The 22,567-nt window shown below is 38.8% G+C and carries 27 protein-coding genes; 4 read left to right on the forward strand and 23 right to left on the reverse strand.

What is annotated here, in order from left to right; genetic code table 11:
* The 4 genes from ACLNCS_RS00005 to ACLNCS_RS00020 form a co-directional block, all read right to left on the reverse strand.
* A partial coding sequence (locus ACLNCS_RS00005) for an ATP-binding cassette domain-containing protein (protein ID WP_424846540.1) occupies positions 1-228 on the reverse strand: 228 nt, incomplete at its 3' end.
* Positions 229-569: 341 nt separating this feature from the next.
* The gene (locus ACLNCS_RS00010) at positions 570-842 is read right to left on the reverse strand and encodes a PspC domain-containing protein (protein WP_424846542.1); all 273 of its coding nucleotides are present in this window, start codon (positions 840-842) and stop codon (positions 570-572) included.
* A 59-nt stretch (positions 843-901) separates the two neighbouring features.
* Positions 902-1,351, reverse strand: coding sequence for a SprT family protein (locus ACLNCS_RS00015; RefSeq protein ID WP_424847154.1), 450 nt, complete (start codon positions 1,349-1,351; stop codon positions 902-904).
* Positions 1,338-3,467, reverse strand: coding sequence for a Tex family protein (locus ACLNCS_RS00020; protein ID WP_424846544.1), 2,130 nt, complete (start codon positions 3,465-3,467; stop codon positions 1,338-1,340). Before ACLNCS_RS00020 ends, ACLNCS_RS00015 begins: the two co-directional genes overlap by 14 nt.
* 155 nt (positions 3,468-3,622) lie before the next feature.
* On the opposite strand from ACLNCS_RS00020, the gene ACLNCS_RS00025 reads away from it, so the two are divergent.
* Genes ACLNCS_RS00025 through ACLNCS_RS00035 form a run of 3 tightly spaced genes read left to right on the forward strand, consistent with a single transcriptional unit; the run spans position 3,623 to position 5,472 of the window.
* Positions 3,623-3,754, forward strand: coding sequence for an SPJ_0845 family protein (locus tag ACLNCS_RS00025; RefSeq protein ID WP_000268695.1), 132 nt, complete (start codon positions 3,623-3,625; stop codon positions 3,752-3,754).
* Positions 3,755-4,660: a permease gene (locus ACLNCS_RS00030; RefSeq protein WP_424846546.1), complete on the forward strand. Its 906-nt coding sequence runs from the start codon at positions 3,755-3,757 to the stop codon at positions 4,658-4,660.
* Positions 4,657-5,472, forward strand: a complete 816-nt coding sequence (locus tag ACLNCS_RS00035) for a TIGR03943 family putative permease subunit (RefSeq protein WP_424846548.1) — start codon at positions 4,657-4,659, stop codon at positions 5,470-5,472. Before ACLNCS_RS00030 ends, ACLNCS_RS00035 begins: the two co-directional genes overlap by 4 nt.
* A gap of 139 nt (positions 5,473-5,611) precedes the next feature.
* Here the strand turns inward: ACLNCS_RS00035 and ACLNCS_RS00040 are convergent, their stop codons facing one another.
* From ACLNCS_RS00040 to ACLNCS_RS00085, 10 genes are all read right to left on the reverse strand, one after another.
* Positions 5,612-6,025 carry a type II toxin-antitoxin system death-on-curing family toxin gene (locus ACLNCS_RS00040; RefSeq protein ID WP_424846550.1) on the reverse strand — a complete coding sequence of 138 codons (414 nt, stop codon included), beginning with the start codon at positions 6,023-6,025 and terminating at the stop codon, positions 5,612-5,614.
* Positions 6,022-6,258, reverse strand: coding sequence for an AbrB family transcriptional regulator (locus ACLNCS_RS00045; RefSeq protein WP_000260607.1), 237 nt, complete (start codon positions 6,256-6,258; stop codon positions 6,022-6,024). Before ACLNCS_RS00045 ends, ACLNCS_RS00040 begins: the two co-directional genes overlap by 4 nt.
* A gap of 194 nt (positions 6,259-6,452) precedes the next feature.
* Positions 6,453-7,229, reverse strand: a complete 777-nt coding sequence (locus ACLNCS_RS00050) for a nucleotidyltransferase domain-containing protein (RefSeq protein ID WP_424846553.1) — start codon at positions 7,227-7,229, stop codon at positions 6,453-6,455.
* 108 nt (positions 7,230-7,337) lie between these two features.
* Positions 7,338-8,213, reverse strand: a complete 876-nt coding sequence (gene aguB, locus ACLNCS_RS00055) for an N-carbamoylputrescine amidase (protein ID WP_424846555.1) — start codon at positions 8,211-8,213, stop codon at positions 7,338-7,340.
* Between the two features lie 9 nt (positions 8,214-8,222).
* On the reverse strand, positions 8,223-9,308 hold the full coding sequence (gene aguA, locus ACLNCS_RS00060) for an agmatine deiminase (RefSeq protein ID WP_424846557.1): 1,086 nt from the start codon (positions 9,306-9,308) through the stop codon (positions 8,223-8,225).
* Entirely contained in the window at positions 9,305-10,432 is a 1,128-nt protein-coding gene (gene nspC / locus ACLNCS_RS00065; RefSeq protein WP_424846559.1) for a carboxynorspermidine decarboxylase, read from the reverse strand. Before nspC ends, aguA begins: the two co-directional genes overlap by 4 nt.
* Complete coding sequence (locus ACLNCS_RS00070) at positions 10,432-11,691, reverse strand: saccharopine dehydrogenase family protein (protein WP_074325005.1); 1,260 nt, start codon at positions 11,689-11,691, stop codon at positions 10,432-10,434. The genes nspC and ACLNCS_RS00070 overlap by 1 nt, the downstream gene beginning before the upstream one ends.
* Positions 11,688-12,548: a polyamine aminopropyltransferase gene (gene speE, locus ACLNCS_RS00075; RefSeq protein WP_084857435.1), complete on the reverse strand. Its 861-nt coding sequence runs from the start codon at positions 12,546-12,548 to the stop codon at positions 11,688-11,690. The genes ACLNCS_RS00070 and speE overlap by 4 nt, the downstream gene beginning before the upstream one ends.
* The gene (locus ACLNCS_RS00080; RefSeq protein ID WP_424846562.1) at positions 12,549-14,003 is read right to left on the reverse strand and encodes an aminotransferase class I/II-fold pyridoxal phosphate-dependent enzyme; all 1,455 of its coding nucleotides are present in this window, start codon (positions 14,001-14,003) and stop codon (positions 12,549-12,551) included.
* Positions 14,004-14,598: 595 nt separating this feature from the next.
* A complete protein-coding gene (locus tag ACLNCS_RS00085) occupies positions 14,599-15,615 on the reverse strand; it encodes a hypothetical protein (protein ID WP_424846564.1) in 1,017 nt (338 codons plus the stop codon).
* A 250-nt stretch (positions 15,616-15,865) separates the two neighbouring features.
* Here ACLNCS_RS00085 and ACLNCS_RS00090 point away from each other — a divergent pair, with 250 nt between their 5' ends.
* The gene (locus ACLNCS_RS00090) at positions 15,866-16,885 is read left to right on the forward strand and encodes a hypothetical protein (protein ID WP_424846566.1); all 1,020 of its coding nucleotides are present in this window, start codon (positions 15,866-15,868) and stop codon (positions 16,883-16,885) included.
* Between the two features lie 61 nt (positions 16,886-16,946).
* Here the strand turns inward: ACLNCS_RS00090 and ACLNCS_RS00095 are convergent, their stop codons facing one another.
* The 9 genes from ACLNCS_RS00095 to ACLNCS_RS00135 form a co-directional block, all read right to left on the reverse strand.
* Entirely contained in the window at positions 16,947-17,258 is a 312-nt protein-coding gene (locus tag ACLNCS_RS00095) for a hypothetical protein (RefSeq protein WP_424846568.1), read from the reverse strand.
* A 4-nt stretch (positions 17,259-17,262) separates the two neighbouring features.
* Positions 17,263-17,445 carry a hypothetical protein gene (locus tag ACLNCS_RS00100; RefSeq protein ID WP_424846570.1) on the reverse strand — a complete coding sequence of 61 codons (183 nt, stop codon included), beginning with the start codon at positions 17,443-17,445 and terminating at the stop codon, positions 17,263-17,265.
* Between the two features lie 13 nt (positions 17,446-17,458).
* The gene (locus ACLNCS_RS00105; protein WP_424846572.1) at positions 17,459-18,337 is read right to left on the reverse strand and encodes a DUF4300 family protein; all 879 of its coding nucleotides are present in this window, start codon (positions 18,335-18,337) and stop codon (positions 17,459-17,461) included.
* Positions 18,338-18,391: 54 nt separating this feature from the next.
* The gene (locus ACLNCS_RS00110; protein WP_424846574.1) at positions 18,392-19,273 is read right to left on the reverse strand and encodes a diacylglycerol/lipid kinase family protein; all 882 of its coding nucleotides are present in this window, start codon (positions 19,271-19,273) and stop codon (positions 18,392-18,394) included.
* 45 nt (positions 19,274-19,318) lie between these two features.
* On the reverse strand, positions 19,319-19,705 hold the full coding sequence (locus tag ACLNCS_RS00115; protein WP_414257463.1) for a hypothetical protein: 387 nt from the start codon (positions 19,703-19,705) through the stop codon (positions 19,319-19,321).
* 258 nt (positions 19,706-19,963) lie between these two features.
* Positions 19,964-20,206: a phosphohydrolase gene (locus tag ACLNCS_RS00120; RefSeq protein WP_424846576.1), complete on the reverse strand. Its 243-nt coding sequence runs from the start codon at positions 20,204-20,206 to the stop codon at positions 19,964-19,966.
* 105 nt (positions 20,207-20,311) lie between these two features.
* Entirely contained in the window at positions 20,312-20,878 is a 567-nt protein-coding gene (locus ACLNCS_RS00125; protein ID WP_424846578.1) for a hypothetical protein, read from the reverse strand.
* A gap of 46 nt (positions 20,879-20,924) precedes the next feature.
* Entirely contained in the window at positions 20,925-21,749 is an 825-nt protein-coding gene (locus tag ACLNCS_RS00130; RefSeq protein WP_414257466.1) for an ADP-ribosylglycohydrolase family protein, read from the reverse strand.
* Positions 21,750-21,760: 11 nt separating this feature from the next.
* The gene (locus ACLNCS_RS00135; protein WP_424846580.1) at positions 21,761-22,567 is read right to left on the reverse strand and encodes an alpha/beta hydrolase; all 807 of its coding nucleotides are present in this window, start codon (positions 22,565-22,567) and stop codon (positions 21,761-21,763) included.

Consider the following 22,567-nt stretch of genomic DNA (forward strand, 5'->3'; position numbering starts at 1 on the left):
AATGGTAGCTGTGTCAGTTCCATTTAGGAAGACCTGGCCACGCGTTGGCTTGTCAAGCATAGCAAGAATATTGAGTAGAGTCGATTTACCAGATCCAGACTCACCCATGATAGCAACGTAGTCGCCTTTTTCAACGGTAAAGTGAATATCTTTCAGGGCCTCTACTTGGTTGCCTTGAAAGCGAGTTTTATAAATCTTTTGAACGTGTTTTACATCTAATAGTGTCATGATAATCTCCTTTTTAATATCCCATTAATTGAAACTGAGCCTGCATAATAGAGCAACCGAGCTGAACTCGCTCGATCTCTTTTGGACTTGGTTTACTTGTTTGTTTCTTTTGTAAAATATTTTTCATAGTATTGCTACTTTATCTTTCTGATATAAGTGTACTCTAAAAAAAGAGTTGGTTCCATAACGCAACCTTACAAAAGAGGTCTGTAATCTTACATTTTTGTAAGATTGGATTATTTTTTTGATATGAACTACTATTAGTTTACCACAAATTTTTAAGCAAAAGAAAAACCCTTGATACTACAAGGGTTTAATACTTCAAATGAATGGTAATATGGTTAGCAAAACCAACCTTCGTCATCATTGATAGGTTCAGCCTCTTTTATCTTACGTGGTCCTGTTCCGTACATTTCTGCTTCGATATCTTCCTTTGTTGGCAAGATAGAGGCTAGAATGATGTAGATGATGATTCCAAGTCCGAAGTTTGCGATTGTAAAGATTGCAAAAAGGAAACGAACTAGGGTTACATCAAGATTCCACTTATCAGATAGACCTGCAAGTACACCTGATACCATACGATTTCTTCTCATTTTATAAAATTTTGTATTCATAATTTATTCCTCTTTCGGATTTCTTAATCTTAGTATAGCACTAAGCTAGATTTGTTACATCAGTCCTTAGGCCGATTTAACAAGAGGAGCTTTCCACGACAAAGACCACAACGATAACGATTGGTATCGATTTTTCGCTTTCTTTGATAGATTTGCTGACAAGACTGACAAGCATAGACTAAATTTGGCTTTTGATTGTCACTTGATAAGGGAGGAACAAAGCGGAGACCGTCGACCTCTTTTAGAAGTTTCTTAAAGGCTAAATCCTTATGCTGATAGCCCTTGCCTTCAAAGTAAAGATGGTAATGGCAGAGCTCATGACGAACAATTTTACGAAAAACCTCTAAACCAAGTTCTTGATATACTTTGGGATTGAAATCCAAATGACCATCCTTAGGGAAAAAACGTCCACCTGTCGACCGTAAACGAGTATTCCATTTAGCTTGGTGTTTGAAAGGTTTTCCAAAATCCTCTAAAGAGACTTGTCTAACGTAATCAGTTAGATTCATCTGGTGCAAGGAGCGACAGATTTACTTTTTCGCGTTGGACATCGATTTTCTTTACCCAAACTGTTACCAAATCACCAACTGAAACGACTTGGCTCGGATGCTTGATGAATCTCTTGCTCATGTGAGAGATATGAATCAGGCCATCCTCGTGAATACCAATGTCAACAAAGGCACCGAAGTCAACGACGTTACGAACAACGCCCTCAAGCTTCTGGCCAACTTTTAAGTCCTTCATATCCAAAACATCTTGGCGTAAAACTGGAGCATCGAAAGAATCACGGAAATCACGACCTGGTTTGAGAAGGTCTGCAATAATATCTTTAAGAGTTTCCTGGCCAAGTTCTAGCTCTTGAGTCATATCCTGAATTGATACAGACTTGAGCTTAGCTTGCGCTTCTTCGTTTAAGTCCTTGATATCTAAGCGTTTAAAGAGTTCCTTGACCGCAGTATAGTTTTCAGGGTGAACTCCTGTATTGTCAAGGATATTAGAACTTTCAGGGATACGGAGGAAGCCAGCAGCTTGCTCAAAGGCCTTAGCACCTAGGCGAGGAACTTTCTTGATTTGGGCGCGTGAAGTGATTTTACCTTCTTCTTCACGATACTTAACAATGTTTTCTGAAATCGTTTTGTTAAGTCCTGCAACGTGTGAAAGTAAGGCTGGACTAGCTGTATTGATATTGACACCGACTTGGTTAACCACTGTATCCACCACGAAATCAAGACTTTCAGATAGTTTTTTCTGACTTACATCGTGCTGGTACTGGCCGACACCTATGGATTTGGGATCGATTTTAACCAATTCAGCAAGTGGGTCTTGCAAGCGACGAGCGATTGAGATAGCAGAACGTTTTTCAACGGTTAGTTCTGGAAATTCTTGGCGAGCAAGTTCACTGGCAGAATAGACAGAAGCACCGCTCTCATTAACGATAACATAGCTGACATCTGGAAAATCCTTGAGCACTTCGGCGACAAAAGCTTCACTTTCACGACTAGCAGTTCCATTTCCGATAGCGATGATTTCAACACCGTATTGGCCAATCAGATCTGCCAAATCACGCTTAGCTTCCTCAATCTGACGGGCAGAGGCTGGTTTGACTGGATAAATGACTTGTGTTGTCAGCATCTTACCAGTCGCATCAACGACCGCAAGCTTGGCACCTGTACGAAAGGCAGGGTCAAATCCAAGAACCACGCGCCCTTTTAGTGGTGCTACGAGAAGGAGATTCCGAAGGTTTTCTGAGAAGAGTTGGATAGCTCCTTCTTCTGCCTTTTCTGTCAATTCAGTACGAATACGTCGCTCAATAGCCGGCAATACTTTTTTCTTAACAGATTGTTGAATCACTTCATCTATATAAGCATTCTTAACCTTGAAACGAGCAGCAAAGAAGGCTTGAATACGTTCAACCGCATGCTCAAAGCCAATCTTCAAAATGCCTTGCTTCTCACCACGATTAAGGGCAAGTGTACGGTAGCCCTGCATGTTAGCAACCGTCTCTGAGAAATCGTAATAAATCTGAAAGACTTGCTTCTCATCCAAACTTTCGTCCTTGACTTGTGCAGTAATCTTAGAATGTCTAAGGACCTCTTGATAAGTCATCGAACGCAAATTGACATCCTCAGAGAGAGCTTCAACCAAAATATCAACTGCCCCAGATAAGGCCTCTTGGGGCGTAGCAAATCCTTCACAGACAAATGCTTCTGCTTCTTTTTCTAGGTCAGAAACATTCTGTAGGATTAGACGAGCAAGTGGGAAGAGTCCCGCCTCACGCGCAATTGTCGCCTTAGTACTGCGTTTTTCCTTATAGGGGAGATAGAGTTCTTCAACGTCTGCGAGTTTTTCAGCAGCTAAGATGGCTTCTTCTAACTCTTTGGTCAACTTACCTTGCTCTTTGATTTTTGCTAAAACTGCTTCCTTACGGTCATTGAGGTTGGTAAGACTTTTATCAAGGTCGATAATAGCTTTGATAGCCACCTCATCCAAACTACCAGTCATGTCCTTACGATAACGAGCGATAAAGGGAATGGTTGCTCCTTCTGCTGTCAAAGACAAAACAGTATCAATCTGCTTTAAAGTTACACCCAAATCTTGGGAAATTTTTTCATATTTTTTATCCATGGAACTATTATACCATAAGGAAGAAAGCTTGTTTTCATTAATTTGATGCTTTCATTCAACTTTATAAAGATAAAAGCCATGTTTATTTTAAAATCCAAACATTTCTCAGAAATAATAGTATAATAGTCTTAACTAAAAGAATCGAGGTATGCCTTATGGCTGTTAAATTTACAAAAACTGATGACTTAGATAAGATGTTTGAAGAATTCGCTAAACTACCTGATTTAAAGCAAGTAACATTTCCAGATGACAAAGAAAAGAAAGATAAGGCAGAAAAGAAAAAATAGATGACACTCTTTCAAAGTTTACCTTCTAGTGTGCTACAAGCTGGAGCCATCTTTCTTTCAATTATCATTGAAGCTTTACCCTTTGTCTTAATTGGTAGCATTATCTCTGGTGCCATTGAAGTCTATGTCACACCTGAGAAGGTTTATAAATTTCTCCCTAAAAATCGCTTGGGGAGAATCTTTTTTGGTAGCTTCATCGGTTTCCTCTTCCCTTCTTGCGAGTGTGGAATCGTTCCGATCATCAACCGCTTTTTAGAAAAGAAGGTTCCTAGCTATACAGCGGTACCTTTTCTAGTAACGGCTCCTATCATTAATCCCATCGTACTTTTTGCGACCTATTCAGCCTTTGGTAATTCAATTCAAATGGTTTTCCTAAGAGCTTTGGGCGCGATTCTTGTTGCTACTATATTAGGTATCTTTCTTGGATTTTTCTGGGAGGGACCTATCCAAAAAGAAAATAGATTGGCTTGCCATGAGCATAATTTCTCTCATTTGACTAAAAGTCAAAAAATCCTTCAGGTCTTTATCCAAGCTATTGATGAATTCTTTGAAATGGGGCGTTACTTAGTCTTTGGCTGTCTGTTTGCCAGTATAGTCCAAGTCTATGTTCCAACTCGTATCCTGACATCTATCAGCGCAACACCACTACTTGCGATTGTTCTTCTAATGGTCTTGTCCTTCCTTCTATCCCTCTGTAGTGAAGCGGATGCCTTTATTGGATCTTCACTTCTCTCTAGTTTTGGCTTTGCTCCAGTGCTTGCCTTTCTGGTTATAGGTCCCATGCTTGATGTCAAGAACCTACTCATGATGAAGAATTATCTTAAAAACCGCTTTATTTGGCAATTCATGGCAATTGTAACTCTTGTTGTTCTTGTCTATTCTTATCTAGTCGGGGTGATGCTATGATTCGATTTTTTATCTTATTTGGCTATTTTATCTTAACCCTTTATCTGCGTCTATCAGGTAAGCTCAATCAGTATATAAACCTCCACTACTCTTATCTGGCTTATATCACTATGTTTTTATCTTTGTTACTAGCCATCGTTCAAGCCTATATTTGCCTCAAGCGTTTGAAAGAACATAGTCACTTACATAGTTTTTCAGCCAAGCTTGCTAGTTTTGTCCTCTTAAGTTTACCCTTGTTAGTTGGATTTACATTTCCAACTGTCACTCTGGATTCACAAACAGTATCGGCAAAAGGATATTATTTCCCTTTGTCGGAAGGAACTGACAAGGCAATCCAAGCAAGTGAAGGAACGAGCAGTCAGTATCTTAAGCCGGATACCAGTCGCTTTTATTCACAAACAGCTCATGAAAATATTATTCGGAAGAATGCTGATAAATACTTAGCTCAATCTAGTATAGTTATCAATAATGAAAATTACCTGGAGGTCATGGAAGCTATCTACGATTTTCCAAATGAATTTGAAGGCAAGGAAGTAGAGTTTACTGGTTTTGTCTACAACGATCCAAATCATATCAATAGTCAATTTGTTTTTCGTTTTGGTATTATGCACTGTATCGCTGATTCAGGAGTTTTTGGACTTTTGACCACTGGAAACACTAATCAGTACGAAAATAACACTTGGGTGAGAGTCAAAGGCAAGATTAGGAATCACTATCACAAGGAACTCAACCAAGTCCTCCCAACCCTTGAAGTCAAGTCCTTCATCAAAGTAGACAAACCCGAAAATACTTATGTTTACAAAGAATTTTAAAAAGTAGCCTGAGGGGGCTACTTTTTTTATTTAATAAGGTTGAATGTTTGACATATTCAAAATATTAGATTTCTGTATTTCAGAATTCTAATACTGTCTGTTTATCTATTTTTTTCTTATAGGATTTAAACATCCAAGCTTAATTGTTGCCATTAACTCTAAATGAATGTTCAGAAATCCATTTGGTGTAGCTAGATAATCTTTCATCTGTTAAGGATTCTACTGCAATAGTTACACACATATCGACCGCTTCCTCAACTGTTACAGAAAAAAGATAGCCATTCAACTGTAGAAATTTCACCAATACGAAGAAAGCAGTTCGTTTATTAGCGTTGGCAAAAACATGCTTCTTGATCAATTGGACAAACAGTATCGTTGCTTTATCAAAAATTGTTGGATAAAGAGGTTTACCGAAGACAAATTGTTCTGGTAAATTGACAATCATATTTAAGGCAGAAGGACTAACTGTTTGAATTTTTTCATTAGGTGAATACCGTTGAATTGCTAAAGTATTGATTTTTTCAATTTGCTTTTCTGTCAGATAGACTGTCATTTTTCCACCAAAGCTTTGAAAACATCATCGTATTCGTCAAAAATTTTGTCCAAATTTAAGTCAAAGGCATCATCAGATACATAAGAAATCTGATGTCCAGACTCTTCGGGAGTAAAGATAATTTCACCACTTGGTAACAATTTTGCTTCGTATTTAACACCACTTGGAATATTGAATTCACTTGGAATGGTAATGGTGATTGAATTTCCTTGTTTTCTTGTTTTTACTACCATCTGATTTCCTCCTTTGAAGTATTATAACAAATAATTACCGTAATTACAATGATAGAATATCATTTAAAATAATTCAGCTTGAGAAATTTCTGCTAAGAACTCATCCAAATAAACCGAATATGTATTTAGATCAGGCGCTTTGTGGTCCTTCATTGCTTGACCATATCTACAAGTCCATTTTCCCATATCTAACCTCAGTCACGACTTAATTCTTCAAGGAAAAATTGATTGAGAGCTTTCCAGTCTTTCTTTTCCTCTGTAACACTTTGGACGTAGTCATCCAGCTCTTGGATATTTTTAATGATAAAGTCCTGAATTGGCTCTATCGCCTCAATTTCCATGCCTTCGGGTCCCTTTACCTTTATATCAAGCAATCTAGACACATACTCTTTCATTTCATCAGGGAGTAGTTCTTTGACCAAATCATCAAACAAAATCGGTGGAACAGAGTGATGTTTTTCAATCCAACGACAAGCTAAAATTGGACGCAAAGCATAGAAATACTTTTTAGGTTTGACCTTATCTCCTGAAAGATACTTATTCATTTGAGTTCTAGCTGTATTCAAGTAATGGTGGAGCATCTTTCTCTCGGAAAAATACTGACTAACAAGCGGACGGATACGGTCAATAAAATCTGAATCTTGCTGGTAAACGATTGGCGACTGTAACCACTCAAAGAGGGTTGGATTTGACTTATAAAGCAACTTTAAAGCCTTGTCCAAATCCCAACCACTCACATCCCATGTATCGTCAATTGGTAGTTCTATGACATCGCGATGATCGTTCAAGCTTAGATAAAAATCTTGCTTGTGCTTGTATACAAAACGTACATCAAAATCACTATCTGGAGACTCAAAGCCCCAAGCGCGACTACCAGACTCAATTGCCCACAAAACAGTAACATCATGATCACGCTCAATTTCTGCTAGTTTTTCAGGTACCAGAACATTCATTTCTTCTTGTGTTTGCATGGTGATTCTCTTTCTTATTAACTTCTTATACCCCATTTTATCAGATTTCTAATACTTTATCAAAAATTAATATAGTATATAAAGAAAAAGCCTCTTGGAGGCTTTTTCTCATCTGACAATATCTTTATACATGTCCGGTCTTCTATCTCTAAAGAGACCCCAGGTCAGGCGCTCATTTGCTCCCTTGTCAAGGTCATAAGTGGTTAAGAGGATTGCTTCATCTTGTCGTTCGGCTTGACTTAAAATAGCTCCTGTTTCATCGGTCATAAAGGAGGAACCGTAGAAGTTAAGGCTGGAACTTTGTCCTCCATTTTCCTCGCAAGGAGTGACTTCTTCTAAACCATAACGATTGGCTGCGATAACTGGTACAATATTTGCTGCTGCATGTCCTTGCATGGTACGTTGCCAATGACCACAACTATCTGTATCCAAAATAGGCTCTGATCCAATAGCTGTTGGATAAAAAAGTAATTCTGCGCCATTTAGAGCAAGACAACGGGCAGTTTCAGGGAACCATTGATCCCAACAGATCCCAATTCCAATCTTGGCATAGCGAGTGTCCCAGACCTTGAAACCAGTATTTCCAGGTGTAAAGAAGAATTTCTCCTGATAATAATGGTCATCTGGGATATGAGTTTTACGATAAACGCCCAGTACTTCTCCATCCGCATCAATGACAGCAATGGAATTGTATAAGACATTACCATCTTTTTCATAGAAACTGATTGGTAAAACGACCTTTAGTTCCTTGGCAATCTCTTTAAAATGCTGAATAGCCGTATTTTCTGATACCGACTGGGCATACTGGTAGTAGTCATACTGACGCTCCTGACAGAAATAGGGACGTTCAAATAATTCAGGCAAGAGAATAATTTGGGCTCCTTGCTCAGCAGCTTGTCGAACTAAACGTTCAGCTGTTTGGATATTGGTTTCCACATCCTTAGCGCATTGCATCTGAATAGCTGCAACCGTTACATTTCTCATCTTTTTCTCCTATTCTGGAATTTGTTGGGTAATACAGTGGATATTTCCACCACCTAAAAGAATATCTCTTGCAGGAATTCCGACAACTTCACGGTCTGGAAAACACTGGCTCAGAATATCCAAGGCCACTTGATCGTTTACATCCTGAAATTGTGGCACCAAGACAGACTTATTAGCAATGTAAAAATTCACATAGGAAGCTGCTAGTCTTTCACCTGCATAACGCTCCTCTTCGCCTTCTTCATAAGTATAGCCCGGCAAATCCTCCTCTGTAACTACTTGATGAATAGCTGGGATTGGAAGTTTATGAATAGTGAAACTCCGGCCTTTTGCATCAGTTTCCTTCTCTAAGAGAGCTAAATCAGCTGCAGACATGGCATACTGAGGATCAACTTGGTCGTCCGTCCAAGCTAAAACAACTTCTGCAGGGCCTACAAAGGCTGCAACATTGTCGACGTGTTCATTTGTTTCGTCTTGATAAATACCGTAAGGCAACCAAATGACTTTTTCGGCACCAAGGCTCTCTAGTAAGGTCTTTTCAATCTCCTCTTTAGTCAGCTGAGGATTACGACCAGGACTGAGCAAACAACTTTCAGTCACAAGTATCGTTCCTTGACCGTCACTGTGAATAGCACCACCTTCCAGTACAAAAGGTTTGGCATCATAAACAGGCATCTCTAAAACTTCTGCAAAGCGACTGGCTACTTGGTCATCTGCTTCATAGTCTTGGTAGAGTCCGTCAACAACACCACCCCAGGCATTGAAAGACCAATCAACTGCCAACTTTTCCCTTTGATCATTGAGGAGAATGGTCGGTCCAGTATCACGAGCCCAGGCATCATTTGTCGGAATATCTAAATAAATAACCTTGTCTCCTAGATAGGATTGCGCTTCAGATAGATAGTCCTCCTCAACCAAAAGGTAGACTGTTTCCCCCTGAGCAATAGTTTTGATAATCTGGCTAAAAGCAGCTTTAGCGGCCTTGCCTTGAAAAGGCCAAGAACCTGGTCGAGTAGGCCATATCATGAGAGTCCCATGATGGGGTTCATACTCTGCAGGCATACGATAACCTAATTTCTTTGGACTGTCCATCATGATAATCTCTCCTTAAAGTCTTGGTAGCCAAATGCTTTGACTAGACTGCACTCACCCTCTTTATCCATGAGATACAAACTTGGAAGCCCAATGCCATTAAAGGTATTATTTTTGACAAATGAGTAAATAGCCATGTCTTCAAAATAGAGGCGATCACCGATTTCAATCGGTTTTTCAAAGCTGTAATCTCCAATAATATCCCCTGTCAGGCAAGTATTTGAAGAGAGTCTATAAGTATAAGGTTTTTCTTGCGCTTCAAATCCATCTCTCAATGGGGGGCGATAAGGCATCTCAAGAACATCTGGCATATGGCAGCTTGCTGAGGCATCTAGCACCAAGGTCTCAATCCCGTTTTCAACAATATCTAAGACTTCTGTTGCTAGATAACCCGCATTAAGGGCAATGGCTTCTCCAGGTTCAATGTAGACGTCAAGGTTATAAGTTTCTTGAATGCGTTTAATCTCAGAAATCAGCAAATCCACATCGTAGTCTTCTCTTGTGATGTGGTGTCCACCGCCCATATTGAGCCATTTAACTTGATGCAAATAGGCTCCAAACTGCTCTTCTACTGCTTTCAAAGTCGTTTGTAAATCATCTGCCCCTTGCTCACAGAGGGTATGAAAATGAAGTCCGTCAACCAATTCCAATAAATCACTTGGTATCTTATCTGAAGTCACTCCAAAACGAGAGCCAGGAGCACAAGGATCATAAAGCGCGTGGTCACCCTGCGTTGAACATTGAGGATTGAGGCGTAGACCCACACTGATACCAGCCTCACGACAACGTTGACCATACTTTCGAAGTTGTCTCTCTGAGTTAAAATCAATATGATCCGATATTTGCAGTAGCTCTTCCATATCTGATTCCTTGAAAGCAGGTGCAAATACATGAACTTCCCCCGGAAACTCTTCTCTAGCTAACTTCGCTTCATAGAGTCCACTAGCTGTCGTACCTGATAGATACTTGCTAATCAAAGGATAGGTTTTATAGAGAGAATAAGCCTTTTGAGCTAGTAGAACCTTACAGCCGGTTTTTTCTTGAACCTCTTGTAGAATGCGGCAATTCTCTTCTAATTTTCCTAAGTCAATGATATAAGAAGGTGTTGGTACTTGTTCTAATTTCATTAGTCCACCATTTGTGGATTTTCAACCACAACCCATGGCAAACCGTATTTATTTAAAGCTTCCATGAATGGGTCTGGATCCAACTCTTCAAGGTTATAAACTCCTGGTTGTTTCCATGTACCATCCATCACTAATTTTGTCCCAATCATGGCAGGAACACCTGTTGTGTAAGAAATGGCTTGTGATCCAACCTCTGCATAGCACTCCTGATGGTCGCAAACATTGTAAATGTAGATGGTCTTTTCAACGCCATCTTTGACGCCTGTAAAGATACATCCGATATTGGTTTTTCCAACTGTACGTGGGCCAAGGCTGGCAGGATCTGGAAGTAAGGCTTTCAAGAATTGGATTGGAACAATTTCTTGGCCGTTAAAGTTAATAGCATCTGTACGAAGGAGACCAACGTTTTCCAAGCATTTCATGTGCGTTAGATAAGATTGGCCAAAAGTCATAAAGAAGCGAATGCGTTTAACTCCTGGAATGTTTTTGGCAAGTGATTCAATTTCTTCGTGGTGAAGAAGGTACATGTCTTTTTGCCCAACTTGAGGGAAATCATACTCGCGTTTGATAGACATAGCTTCGACTTCTACCCATTTTCCATCTTCCCAGTAAGAACCTGGCGCAGAAACCTCACGTAGGTTTATTTCTGGGTTGAAGTTTGTCGCAAATGGATAACCGTGGTCACCACCATTACAGTCTAAAATGTCGATATAGTGGATTTCATCAAAGTAGTGTTTAAGAGCGTATGCTGAAAAGACGCTAGTCACCCCTGGGTCAAAACCAGATCCAAGCAAAGCTGTTAAACCAGCTTCTTTGAATTTTTCTTGGTAAGCCCATTGCCATGAATAGTCAAAGTAAGCTGTAAAACCAAGTTCCTTGCAACGTTTCTCATAAATAGCACGCCATTCAGGGTCTTCTGTATCCTCAGCCTCATAGTTGGCAGTATCAATATAGTGGACACCTGTTGCCAAACAAGCATCCATGATGGTCAAGTCTTGATAAGGCAAAGCTACGTTCAAAACGGCTTCTGGTTTGTAGCTTTCGATCAAGGCAATCACTTCTTCTACCTTGTCAGCATCAAGAGCAGCTGTCTCAATCTTAGTATTTGTTTTGCCTTCTAATTTAGCCTTCAAGTCATCACATTTTGACTTTGTACGGCTAGCAATCATAATTTCTTTAAAAGTTTCGCTATCTTGGCAAATCTTTGAAATAGCAACTTGGGCAACTCCCCCACATCCAATAACTAATAAACGACTCATTTTTTTCCTTCCTCTTCTTCTAAAATGTCTTCTACATACTTAGGCAACATAAAGGCTCCCACATGTAAGTTTGCAGTGTAATATTCCGTAAATAACTGGCGTTTTTTCCAGCCTTCCTTGTCAAAATCTTTGACAGGGTGATATTTTTTCGATGCAAATCCAAACAACCAATAGCCAGCAGGACTAGTTGGGATATGTGCCTGATAAACCCGGCTGATTGGAAAGGCTTGATTGACCTTGCGGTGCATACTTCGACATGCTGACTCATCTTCGTCAAAGAAGGGACTACCATGCTGGTAAATCATGATACCGTCTTCTTTCAAGGCTCTATAGCTATTGCCGTAAAATTCCTTGGTAAAGAGCCCTTCCGTATGGCCAAATGGATCTGTCGCATCATTGATGATGATGTCGTAATCATCTTCACAATTTCTCAAAAATCTCAGTCCATTTTGGTAGTAAATGGTGACGCGAGGGTCATCAAGTCCTGCAGCAAAATCTGGGAAGTATTCTCGACAAACCTCAACCAGCATCTCATCTGGTTCTACAATATCGATTTGTTCCAATTCAGGATAGAGTGTTAATACTTGGGCAACACCACCGTCACCACCCCCAATAACCAAGACTTTCTTTGGATTGGGATGGACAGCCATAGGAACATGAACAGTCATTTCGTTGTAGACGAAATCATCCGCATCCGAGAACAAGACATGCCCATTTAAAATTAACACTTTCCCAAAAGCTGGGGTGTCCAGAACCTCGATATCCTGCCATTCACTTTGACCAGAATAAAGCTGTTTGGCTGTTCTCATTGTTAACTTGACATCTGGAGTATGAACTTCAGAAAACCATAAATCCATCTAGTTCTCCTTTCTTTCAATGACATTGATATAATTGACCTCTGGATCTTCCGTTCCTTGGAGGGAACAACCACGTTCTTTGGCGAATTTTATATAATCAACAATTTCTCGTGTAATCCGTTCACCTGGAGCTAGGATTGGGATCCCAGGAGGGTAACACATGACAAATTCGCCACAGACTTGACCGATGGACTCGTCCAAGGTTAAACTTCTTCTATCTGAGTAAAAGGCTTCCTGAGGAGATAGCACCAACTCAGGCTGGATATATTCTCCAGCAATCAAGTCCTTCCCATCTCGTGAGTATAGTCTCTTGATATCAGCCAAAGCACCTACCAAGCGCTCAATGTCTTGGATACGGTCCCCAATGGAAATATAAGCTAAGATATTTCCAATGTCACCAAATTCAATTTGAATATCGTATTCATCCCGTAAGAGATCATAAACTTCAATACCTGTTAAACCAATCCCCTGAGTGTAGACAGACAACTTGGTCACATCAAAATCACAAACAGACACTCCATCTACTAACTCTTTTGAGTAGGCATAGTAGCCACCGATGGCATTGATTTCACGACGAGCATACTCAGATAGCTCAATGACCTTCTCAAATGACTCTTTACCACGAAGGGCTAAGTTTCTACGAGAAACATCGAGACTAGCCATTAGCAAGTAGGATGCTGATGTTGACTGTGTCAGATTAATGATCTGACGGACATATTCAGGATTCATCTGATTACCAACGAGAAGGAGCGAGCTTTGAGTCAAGCTACCACCGGACTTATGCATAGATACAGCTGACATATCTGCTCCTGCATCCATAGCAGATAGAGGAAGTTTATCTGTAAAGTGCAGATGAGCACCGTGAGCCTCGTCTACTAAGACTTTCATTCCTGCGGCGTGAGCCATCCCTGTTAATCCCTTAAGATCTGAACAAATCCCATAATAGGTTGGATTGTTAATTAGGATAGCCTTGGCATCCGGATGGTCCTTAATCGCTTGCGCCACACGCTCATTTTCAAGCCCCAAAGCAATACCGATTTTTGGGTCCACACTCATCTCGATATAGATAGGAATAGCTCCGCATAAAACGAGAGCATTAATAGCTGATTTATGGACATTTCGAGGAAGGATGATTTTATCACCGGATTTACAGGTGGAAAGAATCATGGTTTGCACGGATGAAGTTGTCCCACCAATCATCAAAAAGGCATGAGTAGCACCAAAAGCTTCTGCCGCTAGCTCTTCCGCTTCTCTGATAATCGAAATGGGATGTCCTAGATTGTCCAAGGGCTTCATAGAATTGACATCAATCCCAACACATTTCTCACCCAGAAGTTCAACCAACTCTGGATTCCCACGGCCACGCTTATGACCAGGTACATCGAAAGGTACAATTCTTTTTTTTCGTAACTTGACCAGTCCCTCATAAATAGGAGCTTGGTTTTGATTTAACATTTTAGAGACATACTCCTTTATCATAGTTATTTTCACCTTGTGTAAGGCTCTAAAGGATACTTATGAAAAAAGAGCAGGTTGGCACCTGCTCTACAATCTACTGACGTGTTTATGTTTGTTTCTTTTGAGTATGTCTGTTCCTGATGTTTCCTAACTCTCTAGTAGCAAATATTACGTACTTTATTGATCGTTTCACAAGATGACGTGTGCTTTCACCACACTAACAAATCTATACGAATTAGAACTAATGTCCTAACATCAACTTATAAAAGTAGGCTTTTAACCCTATCAATAATGCGGCTTTTCAACCACGCTTCGGCATTCAACCCTGCCTGTCCGTAGGCATTTTTTACTCGGGTTTATATTTGCTAGAAAACATCATCTCATTTTCTAAGCTTCATTACTATACCATGATTTCACAATCTTGTAAAGTATTTTTAGAACTTTTTAAAATAATTTAATATTTTGTTCGTGAAATCTAATTAACTTCAAAATAGAAATCGTTTTAAATTTAATTCAATAATCAAGAAAAGGAACTAAGTCAACTAGTTCCTTTAATGAATCCGTAAGCATAATCAACAATTCAAAATTCTATCTACTCATCACGCGCAACTTTCGCAGCTAGTTCAAAATCAGTCATCAAATAATTTTCATCTAGACGGATAAGGCTGTAATACTCATTCCAAAATAGAGAGTCACTGTTACTTGACCACTGTAATCCGTACCACAATTGATTGACATCACTTGTATTTGATGGGGGAATTGACCATATATGCTTTTTAAAAGTTTCTTGAACAAGCGGGATATCAAGTCGAGTAGTCAAGTCGAGTTCATCTAACTTGAAAGTGATAGAATGTTTCTTAGCTGCTTCAATGCTGTCCTTATTAAATCGAATCTGAATAACCTTAGAATCTTCTAAAGCCACATCCTGGTCCTCAGCACCGTAAAAAGAAATACTGCCCAGCACTATACCATTTTTTGCTATTAGATAAGGAGCGTAGGGAACAGCATTGCTATCAAGTTTGAAGCCTTTTTCGATAGTGACTGATTTATCTCCTGAATACTTTTGGAAATTGCCATCTGTCAGGAGGTCTTCGTAGTCGCTACCACCATTACCTTGTCTTACATAGATATCAAATCCAGCTTCCATCAGATCACTTGCTTTTGTTTCTGCTAAAATGATTTTACTTTCATCAATTTGCAAAATCGGTGCTTGAGGTGGAAAACCAATCGTGAGATTGAACATGACTCCTACTAGAAAGACCATCAAGGTTATAAGGAGGGCAAGTAATGACTTTCCAGTCCTTTTTCTTGCATTGAAAAGAGCCATTAGAGCAGGTAGGAGGATCATTTTGGCTAAAATAGAATTCCCCACACCACCTCTATTTAAGGTCTGAAAAGCAAAGATCCCTGCTATTGCAATCAGGGACAGGTAGACCAAAATCTCGCCTAGACCCAGTTTTTCTGTTCGAGTTTGTTGATTTACAGGAGTTTCGTACAATGACTGTCCATTCTCTTTCCTCTTTTTTAGAAAGAGATAAAAACCCAGACCGAGTAGCAGATTAAAAATTGTAAAAGCAATTAAAGTACCTATAATCACCGTTCTACCCATGGCTCTCTACTCCTTTATGTTCTCTCTCAAATCTTATCTTTCTCTTTATTGTCAAATTCCCAATCAATAAAACAATAAGTAAGAAGGGGTCGCCTTCTATCAGTACAATCGGTAAAGCTTAAATGGCAATGATTCTCATCTTTTTATCTTTAAGGAAACTGCTGATATTTCTAGCTCTATTTCCCTAGAAAATGCTATAATGGAGCTAACAAAATAGTTCTCTAGCAATTGAAAAACGGGGGAAGTAGTCATGCTCACTACTATTGTTTTAGGATTTTATGCTTTTTTCTTTCTATCCTTGTGCTTTACTATCTATCTCTATATCAGACTCGTAGTTGCGCTCAGACAAGGGAAAGATGTCCCAAAATGGATCTATAAACTTGGCCATGCTATTCAAGGAAGAATTCACGTTGACTATGAAGAAATCACTGATGCTAATGCCCTTAAAGAGATTCATTGGTTCTTGCTAATCTATTTAATCGTAAATCTACTCGTATTGGCTGTCTTCTACTATCATAGTAATAGCTTTCCTCAAGCCATTTATGAATGTTTGAAAAAACAATTTTTTATCGTACTTGTTAGTATGGTTTTAAAAAGTATTGGTAAATTTGTTGTACTGGCTATAAGAAAAAACTTTCATAACAGTCATGTCTATGCATCAACCAACGCTTTTATCGGGACAGCTTTTTTAACGAGTTATGTTTTTATGTTTTGCATGATGATGAGTGGCCTTCCGGCTCAACCTGTTTCAGTAACCATTCAAGATACCACTGTCATTATCGGTGAGACCAAGGCTTCCGAGCTTTTGGACCAAGGCTTTAGCTTCGAAGATAAAAATCCAGAGAGTTCCATCACCAATCCCAAAAACGACCACTTCTACTACGGTCAGCTTCTCGAAGTCAAGCGGGATAATCAGTCCTACGGCTTTATGAGCCTTACTCCCACAGGTAAAGATACTGATCAACTCAAAAACTGCGTCATCACCTATTACAGAACACCTAAGGATAGCAAACAACTAGAAAAAATTTCCATCAATCATGTCAAGCTAGCAAATCTCAAGCTCCAAGATTTTCAAACACGAAAATTAATCGATATCTTTGAAGTCAATCCAGCTGATTATAATGTCTCTGATAAAGATAACAACTTTATCCTAACCATTCAAACAGCAGATTACGACCTCTGGAAAAGGTACCGTATTGAATCCAAATTCAATTCAGATGGTTCGATTGATAGCTATGGAGTCAGAGCCCAGCATAGCATGTGGGAATGATGGAGTGTTAGCTTTAGTCATTAGTAAGCATATAATCAAATAGATGAGCGTTTAGGCGCTCCTACTTGATTTTATGCTTATTCATTTTTTCTTGGAAAATATCTGTAAGAATTTGTCGCAATTCTTGAGCTTCCTTTTCAGGAAGTTGACCTTCTTGTTCAGCAACAGCGTACAATTCCGGATATTCAAGAGAAATTCTCTTAACAGTACGTGTAATCGCATGTTTTCTAACAAAAAATGGAATACGCTTAATGTATTCTTGAGGGATTAGAGCGATAATCTTATCGGTTGTTTCCTTATCGCTAAGTTTAGAGAAAGTTAATCCCTTTTTAATCATTTCTTGTTCTTGTTTCGTAAAATCTTGTAATTCCATATGTCTAGTCCTTATCTTCACTGACTTCCCAAATCTCCGCTTGGTAAGGTTCTCCATCTTCATCGTATCGATTGATATAACCAATAAACCTTTCATTTTTTCTTGGTCTCTGCTGGTTTCCTTTAATAACCCAAACAGCCCATACCCCTATTAGGAATAAGACTATCAGTCCAAACAATACATCCATAATGTCTACTCCTTTAAAATTGAACCCACTTATCATTGTCCATAATAAAGGGCTTTGCTAGACCTTCTCCTGTATAGTTTTCGTATTTTGTATCTAGATATTTGTAACAATCTTCCTTGGACGCAAATTTGATGGCTTGATAAGGCTCCTCAAAGGTTAACTTTTCAACAAATAGATAGCCATCCTTGCTTGGTACAAGAATGCCGACATGACCAATAAAGAGGGATTGACCATCCAAGTCATCATGGACGACTACGGAAAGCATTCTTCCATTTTCATTAAACTTGAATTGAGAAAGGAACTGTTCCATCTTTTCAGCATGAACTTTGACATCTGTCGTTGCTTCGGTCTTGACTCTTGAGAATAAAATATCAAAAGCATCCTTGTCTTCTGCACCAAAGACCTTTCCTTTGTCAATGGCATCATTATCGACAAACAAGAGAGAATCATCTTTCTCTAATTTAGGAATTTCGATAGAATTTTTCAATAAACAATAACTGTTAATACGACAGTTGGTACCAACAAAATCACCCTTTTTAGGTACCCAAAGATTGCTTATCTTTTCAACATCATAGTCTGTTTTGGTAAATGTAGAAAAATCTCCAGTCAAGCCTACTGAACCGACAGTTGCGTTGTAATCATTTACAAGATTGAAAAATGCATCGACACTTTCTTGATCCAAATGTGCAGCCAAGGCTTTCCGAACTTCTTCTGCACTCGGTTGATTGTTCAAATTGCTATAAGTTGCTTTCCAGGAAACCTGATTCGATTGTGATTGAGTCACTGAAGTTTCAGCAGTACTATCAGAAGTCTTTTGAGTTTGACTACAAGCTACTAAGGTCAAAAGAAGTGTTGAGCAAAGACTAACAGTTGCTAATTTTTTAATTTTCATAGGCTTTCCTTTATTAAAAAAAATCGTTAAGAGACATGTCAAAGTTTAAAAATCTTATTCTTTCGGTTGAGAATATACTTCGATATGCTGACCTAGCACTTTGATTTCTACTGGTAGGTCATCAGATTTGTCACCATCAACATCTGTTTCCAGTTCAGAATCAGAAGAAATTTTTATATGACGAGCTTTTATATACTCGATATTATCATTTACGACGACATCCCCTTTTAATAAATCAGGGATAACTGACAATTTAGTAAGGATTGAGGCATCTTTTAAAATCAAAATATTGGCATAACCATCCTTGTCTTCTTCAAAGATTTTTTTGTCAGCGAAATAATTGGTAAGGAGAACCAAGACATGGCTGGCTGGGCCAATATAATTTCCATTTTCTGTCTCAACAGTAATATTAAATGCTTGATCTGTTACGACAGACTTCATGGTATTAATCGCATAGGCGAGCATGCCAAACTTCGTTTTATCTTCTATCCCAACGTTATGGATGGCTTCTGGTAGTGAGCCAATACTAAAGATATAACCAAAATAATTTCCATTTGATTTTCCGATATCAATCTTATTCGTAGAATTAAAATCGAGTTCGTCAATGGCACCATCAATATCTTGATTGATTTCTAATAGTTTGGTAATGAGATTCCCAGTTCCTCCTGGAATAATCGCGAGTTTAGGAATGTAGTCTTTTTCAGCGATACCAGAGATTACTTCATTGACAGTCCCATCTCCACCAAAAACAAGAACAGCATCATATCGCTCACGAGAAGCTTCTTCAGCAAAGTTTGTGGCGTCTTGCTCTTTCTCCGTAATTTTAATCTCCACATCTTCAAAATAGTCTCTAGCTTTATTCTCCAGTTTCACCTTATAATCCAAGGCTTTTTCGCCACCAGATGTTGGATTGATGATTACCATAATTTTTTTCATTTATTGTTCTCCTGTCATTAGATTTTCTCACTTTAACTAACCATCTCAAGTTTGGTCCATATAAATCTTGACCTCTTTGTATTCCTGCTCTTTAGCATAGGCAAACACCTCTGAAGCTCTAATGTAATCAAAGATATTTTCCTCTAAATCTTCATCCCAGATTGATTCATGAAATATTTCATTCTCTTGACATGCTTTATAGAAAATATCAAGGTGAACTTGATAAAACTCTTCATCTTCATTTGGGACTTGCCTTACTAAGGATAGTTGAAACATTGGCTTATCAGATATAGCTGTAAATGTCCCTGTTTCAAATAAAATCATCTCATCATCAATAGGCTCACGACACAAGTCTTCAAATATTGCTACCATTTCCTCTAAGGGCATCTTATCGGTGATTCTTTCTCTTAAAAATTCAAGTGATTGCTTCATATTGCTCCTCTTTCTAGATGGTTTTCGTTCCTAGAATAATCCTATTAAAAAATTGAATCCCTACACCTTTTATTATACTACATAAACAGAAAAAAAGACCGAACCAGACGGTTTTCACCTTGGTTTCAGTCTAGTTTTTTTATAACGAAAAAGTCTCTATGAAGACTCTATTTCAAATATAAACCCTTAACTTAAAATTGATTCATTAGGTCTAAGCTTAATTAAAAGTAGGCATTTTCAATTTGCAACTCACATCCTCTAGAAATTCTCATGAGCGACTTCTTCAAGATAGTCATCAAGATGATGGTAAATTCGCATATCTTCTTCTGAACCGTCTTGCAAAACTGCGAATACCTTCACTTTATCATCATTGACATATACAAAATTATGTTCACCAAAATAAGCCTGATAACCCTTGTCAACTAAGGTCCAAAGTTCATCTTTTTTTAAACCAAAAATATCTTTTTTTACAAGATAGGTTTTCCCGATTTCCATTTTCATGATAGATATTTCTCCTTAAGAAGCTAGATAGTGCTAGATGTTTCTCTTTACTGCTCAATCCGTCTACTCAAGCAGTGGCATACACTCACAAAGAACTTTGTTTGACTATTGAATATCTTCCATCGCTTCTTTCACATATTCTTCAACATCTTCAATCTCTACAAACAGCGGGTCTAAGTGACATAAGAAGTGCCAATCTTCGGCGCCTTTCTTTCTGTAGAGAATTGCTTCGCCATCTTCACTTCCAAAATAGCTTCTATCGACTTCATACCCTTTACTTTCTAAGAAAGCTTTTGCCTTGCGGAAGTTTATCTCTCTGGCTTCGATATAGGCTTTAACTTCATCGTTATTCACGACATAAGCATCAATTTTTGTAGCTCCTTCGACCACTTTGTCGTTTTTAACGGATAGATTAGAAACCTCTTTCCAAATAATGTCCACTTTTTCTTCAGGTTCAAACGAAAACCTAGATAAAGGGACAATGTTGCCGTTGAAGATAATTTCCATATAATCTGGCAAGTGTTTAGGATTTACATACTCCACTTCAAACCCATCTTCTGTTTCTAAAGTATACCCTGGGATTTGAGCGATAAAGGCTCTTCCCTCTTCTAAAGAATCAAACGCGACTAAATCCTTTTGATAATCACCTTGATACAATTCCAATATAACCATCTATAATTCTCCGTCATTCATTATCGGTCCACATGACGCTTATCTATTATTTTATTACAATCGTTTCTTCCCATCGTCTAAGCACCTCTTTCAAAGGCTCATCGAGATAGCTAAAGGCCTTGTCTTTGATCCACTCAGGAATTCCATAAGCTGCTTCGGCGATACTTCCTGTGATCGCAGCAAGAGTATCACTGTCCCCACCAAGAGAAATCGCATTTCGAATCGCATCTTCAAAATCTGTACTTTCTAGAAAGGCAACGATAGCTTGAGGAACGGTATCCTGACACGTTTCATTGAAACGGTACGTAGGACGAATTTCATCTAACGTTTTAGAAAGGTCATATCCATACTCTTTCTTGATATGTTCCTTGATACGTCTTTTAATCTCCGCAGGGTTATCGCTACCATCACCACCAAGGAAATAACGGCACATAAAAATCGCATCCGCTGTAGCCATCGCTCCTTTGATTCCTTCTGGATGGTTATGCGTCACCTCTACAGAAAGTTGTGCCAGACGTTTCCCATCGGACGGCAACTCGTCTGTTGTGGCATCCATCACCCAAGCGCACGGAGAAACACGCATGGCAGAACCATTGCCAAAGCTATTATATGGCTCACGGTTGTCACTCCTAATCCAAGCATCAAATCTAGCACCGTAATCAGCATCCGGATACATCCTACCATACTTCTTCATGGCATCGATAAAGTCATCCTTTTGACCGCCATTCATAATTGCTTCTGCAACAGCACAGGTCATAACCGTATCATCTGTGAAAAAACAATCATCACGAAATAATGGAAAGTCTTTCGTTTTAATGTTGTCCCATTCGTAAACAGAACCAACAATGTCTCCAACTATTGCTCCTAGCATCAGATCCCTCCTTATGATATATCAGATTCATTACACATTTCCAATGGATCGCTCTTTAAAAATGGCTCCACCAAATCAACCCACTCTTGAGGCAGGTAAGCTGATAAATAGCCGTGGTTATAGCTCTTTGCTTCATACAGGATCGTATTGGAATGTAGCTGCTGAAACAATCTAGCTGACTCTTTCACACAGTTCAATTCTTTTTCACCATAAATATAAAGAACCTGCGCCTTACTAGCAGAAATCGTATCCTTTAGCTTGTAATGCCCCATATAGGTTTTATAAATGGTCACCAATGTTTTGATAGGCGTCCTTGGCAGATCCTCTAAATAATAATCTTTTATTTCCTCTGGATAAGCGAGTTTAGGATATATTTTGTTCATCATGCTTAACTGAAGTTTACAAGAGAATTTACTAAACATCAGTTTGCCAAATAGAGATACTAGAAAAATGCTGATTTTAGCTAATCTTGGTTGAGGAATACAGAGGCTTCCATCTATGATCGCTTTCTCAGCTATATCTCTGTCTATTGACAAAAGCTCCATAGCAATTTGACCACCAAGTGAAACGCCACCTATTGCAAACAATTTCCCACCACAGTTTGCTTTGATATAGTCTAGAATCTCCAAAGCAGAATCTTCAGTAGAAACATAATCAAGTTGATATTCTTCGCCGTGGCCATTCAAGGTGGGTAGAATGACACGATACTCCTCCGACAAGATCCGTGCTTGACGAAGATAATTCCACCAAGAACTGCCACCGCCATGTATCAGCAAGATAGAAGGCAAATTCTTATCACCAAATTCATGGAATTTCAT

Source organism: Streptococcus sp. CL9.43, from assembly GCF_049737935.1.
GTDB classification, from domain to species: Bacteria; Bacillota; Bacilli; order Lactobacillales; family Streptococcaceae; genus Streptococcus; species Streptococcus infantis_I.

Excerpts from the sequence above, each read along its gene's own strand:
- ACLNCS_RS00010 (WP_424846542.1), bottom strand. The coding sequence starts at position 842 with ATGAATACAAAATTTTATAAAATGAGAAGAAATCGTATGGTATCAGGT.
- ACLNCS_RS00015 (WP_424847154.1), bottom strand. The coding sequence starts at position 1,351 with ATGAATCTAACTGATTACGTTAGACAAGTCTCTTTAGAGGATTTTGGA.
- ACLNCS_RS00020 (WP_424846544.1), bottom strand. The coding sequence starts at position 3,467 with ATGGATAAAAAATATGAAAAAATTTCCCAAGATTTGGGTGTAACTTTA.
- ACLNCS_RS00025 (WP_000268695.1), top strand. The coding sequence starts at position 3,623 with ATGGCTGTTAAATTTACAAAAACTGATGACTTAGATAAGATGTTTGAA.
- ACLNCS_RS00030 (WP_424846546.1), top strand. The coding sequence starts at position 3,755 with ATGACACTCTTTCAAAGTTTACCTTCTAGTGTGCTACAAGCTGGAGCC.
- ACLNCS_RS00035 (WP_424846548.1), top strand. The coding sequence starts at position 4,657 with ATGATTCGATTTTTTATCTTATTTGGCTATTTTATCTTAACCCTTTAT.
- ACLNCS_RS00040 (WP_424846550.1), bottom strand. The coding sequence starts at position 6,025 with ATGACAGTCTATCTGACAGAAAAGCAAATTGAAAAAATCAATACTTTA.
- ACLNCS_RS00045 (WP_000260607.1), bottom strand. The coding sequence starts at position 6,258 with ATGGTAGTAAAAACAAGAAAACAAGGAAATTCAATCACCATTACCATT.
- ACLNCS_RS00050 (WP_424846553.1), bottom strand. The coding sequence starts at position 7,229 with ATGCAAACACAAGAAGAAATGAATGTTCTGGTACCTGAAAAACTAGCA.
- aguB (WP_424846555.1), bottom strand. The coding sequence starts at position 8,213 with ATGAGAAATGTAACGGTTGCAGCTATTCAGATGCAATGCGCTAAGGAT.
- aguA (WP_424846557.1), bottom strand. The coding sequence starts at position 9,308 with ATGATGGACAGTCCAAAGAAATTAGGTTATCGTATGCCTGCAGAGTAT.
- nspC (WP_424846559.1), bottom strand. The coding sequence starts at position 10,432 with ATGAAATTAGAACAAGTACCAACACCTTCTTATATCATTGACTTAGGA.
- ACLNCS_RS00070 (WP_074325005.1), bottom strand. The coding sequence starts at position 11,691 with ATGAGTCGTTTATTAGTTATTGGATGTGGGGGAGTTGCCCAAGTTGCT.
- speE (WP_084857435.1), bottom strand. The coding sequence starts at position 12,548 with ATGGATTTATGGTTTTCTGAAGTTCATACTCCAGATGTCAAGTTAACA.
- ACLNCS_RS00080 (WP_424846562.1), bottom strand. The coding sequence starts at position 14,003 with ATGTTAAATCAAAACCAAGCTCCTATTTATGAGGGACTGGTCAAGTTA.
- ACLNCS_RS00085 (WP_424846564.1), bottom strand. The coding sequence starts at position 15,615 with ATGGGTAGAACGGTGATTATAGGTACTTTAATTGCTTTTACAATTTTT.
- ACLNCS_RS00090 (WP_424846566.1), top strand. The coding sequence starts at position 15,866 with ATGCTCACTACTATTGTTTTAGGATTTTATGCTTTTTTCTTTCTATCC.
- ACLNCS_RS00095 (WP_424846568.1), bottom strand. The coding sequence starts at position 17,258 with ATGGAATTACAAGATTTTACGAAACAAGAACAAGAAATGATTAAAAAG.
- ACLNCS_RS00100 (WP_424846570.1), bottom strand. The coding sequence starts at position 17,445 with ATGGATGTATTGTTTGGACTGATAGTCTTATTCCTAATAGGGGTATGG.
- ACLNCS_RS00105 (WP_424846572.1), bottom strand. The coding sequence starts at position 18,337 with ATGAAAATTAAAAAATTAGCAACTGTTAGTCTTTGCTCAACACTTCTT.
- ACLNCS_RS00110 (WP_424846574.1), bottom strand. The coding sequence starts at position 19,273 with ATGAAAAAAATTATGGTAATCATCAATCCAACATCTGGTGGCGAAAAA.
- ACLNCS_RS00115 (WP_414257463.1), bottom strand. The coding sequence starts at position 19,705 with ATGAAGCAATCACTTGAATTTTTAAGAGAAAGAATCACCGATAAGATG.
- ACLNCS_RS00120 (WP_424846576.1), bottom strand. The coding sequence starts at position 20,206 with ATGAAAATGGAAATCGGGAAAACCTATCTTGTAAAAAAAGATATTTTT.
- ACLNCS_RS00125 (WP_424846578.1), bottom strand. The coding sequence starts at position 20,878 with ATGGTTATATTGGAATTGTATCAAGGTGATTATCAAAAGGATTTAGTC.
- ACLNCS_RS00130 (WP_414257466.1), bottom strand. The coding sequence starts at position 21,749 with ATGCTAGGAGCAATAGTTGGAGACATTGTTGGTTCTGTTTACGAATGG.
- ACLNCS_RS00135 (WP_424846580.1), bottom strand. The coding sequence starts at position 22,567 with ATGAAATTCCATGAATTTGGTGATAAGAATTTGCCTTCTATCTTGCTG.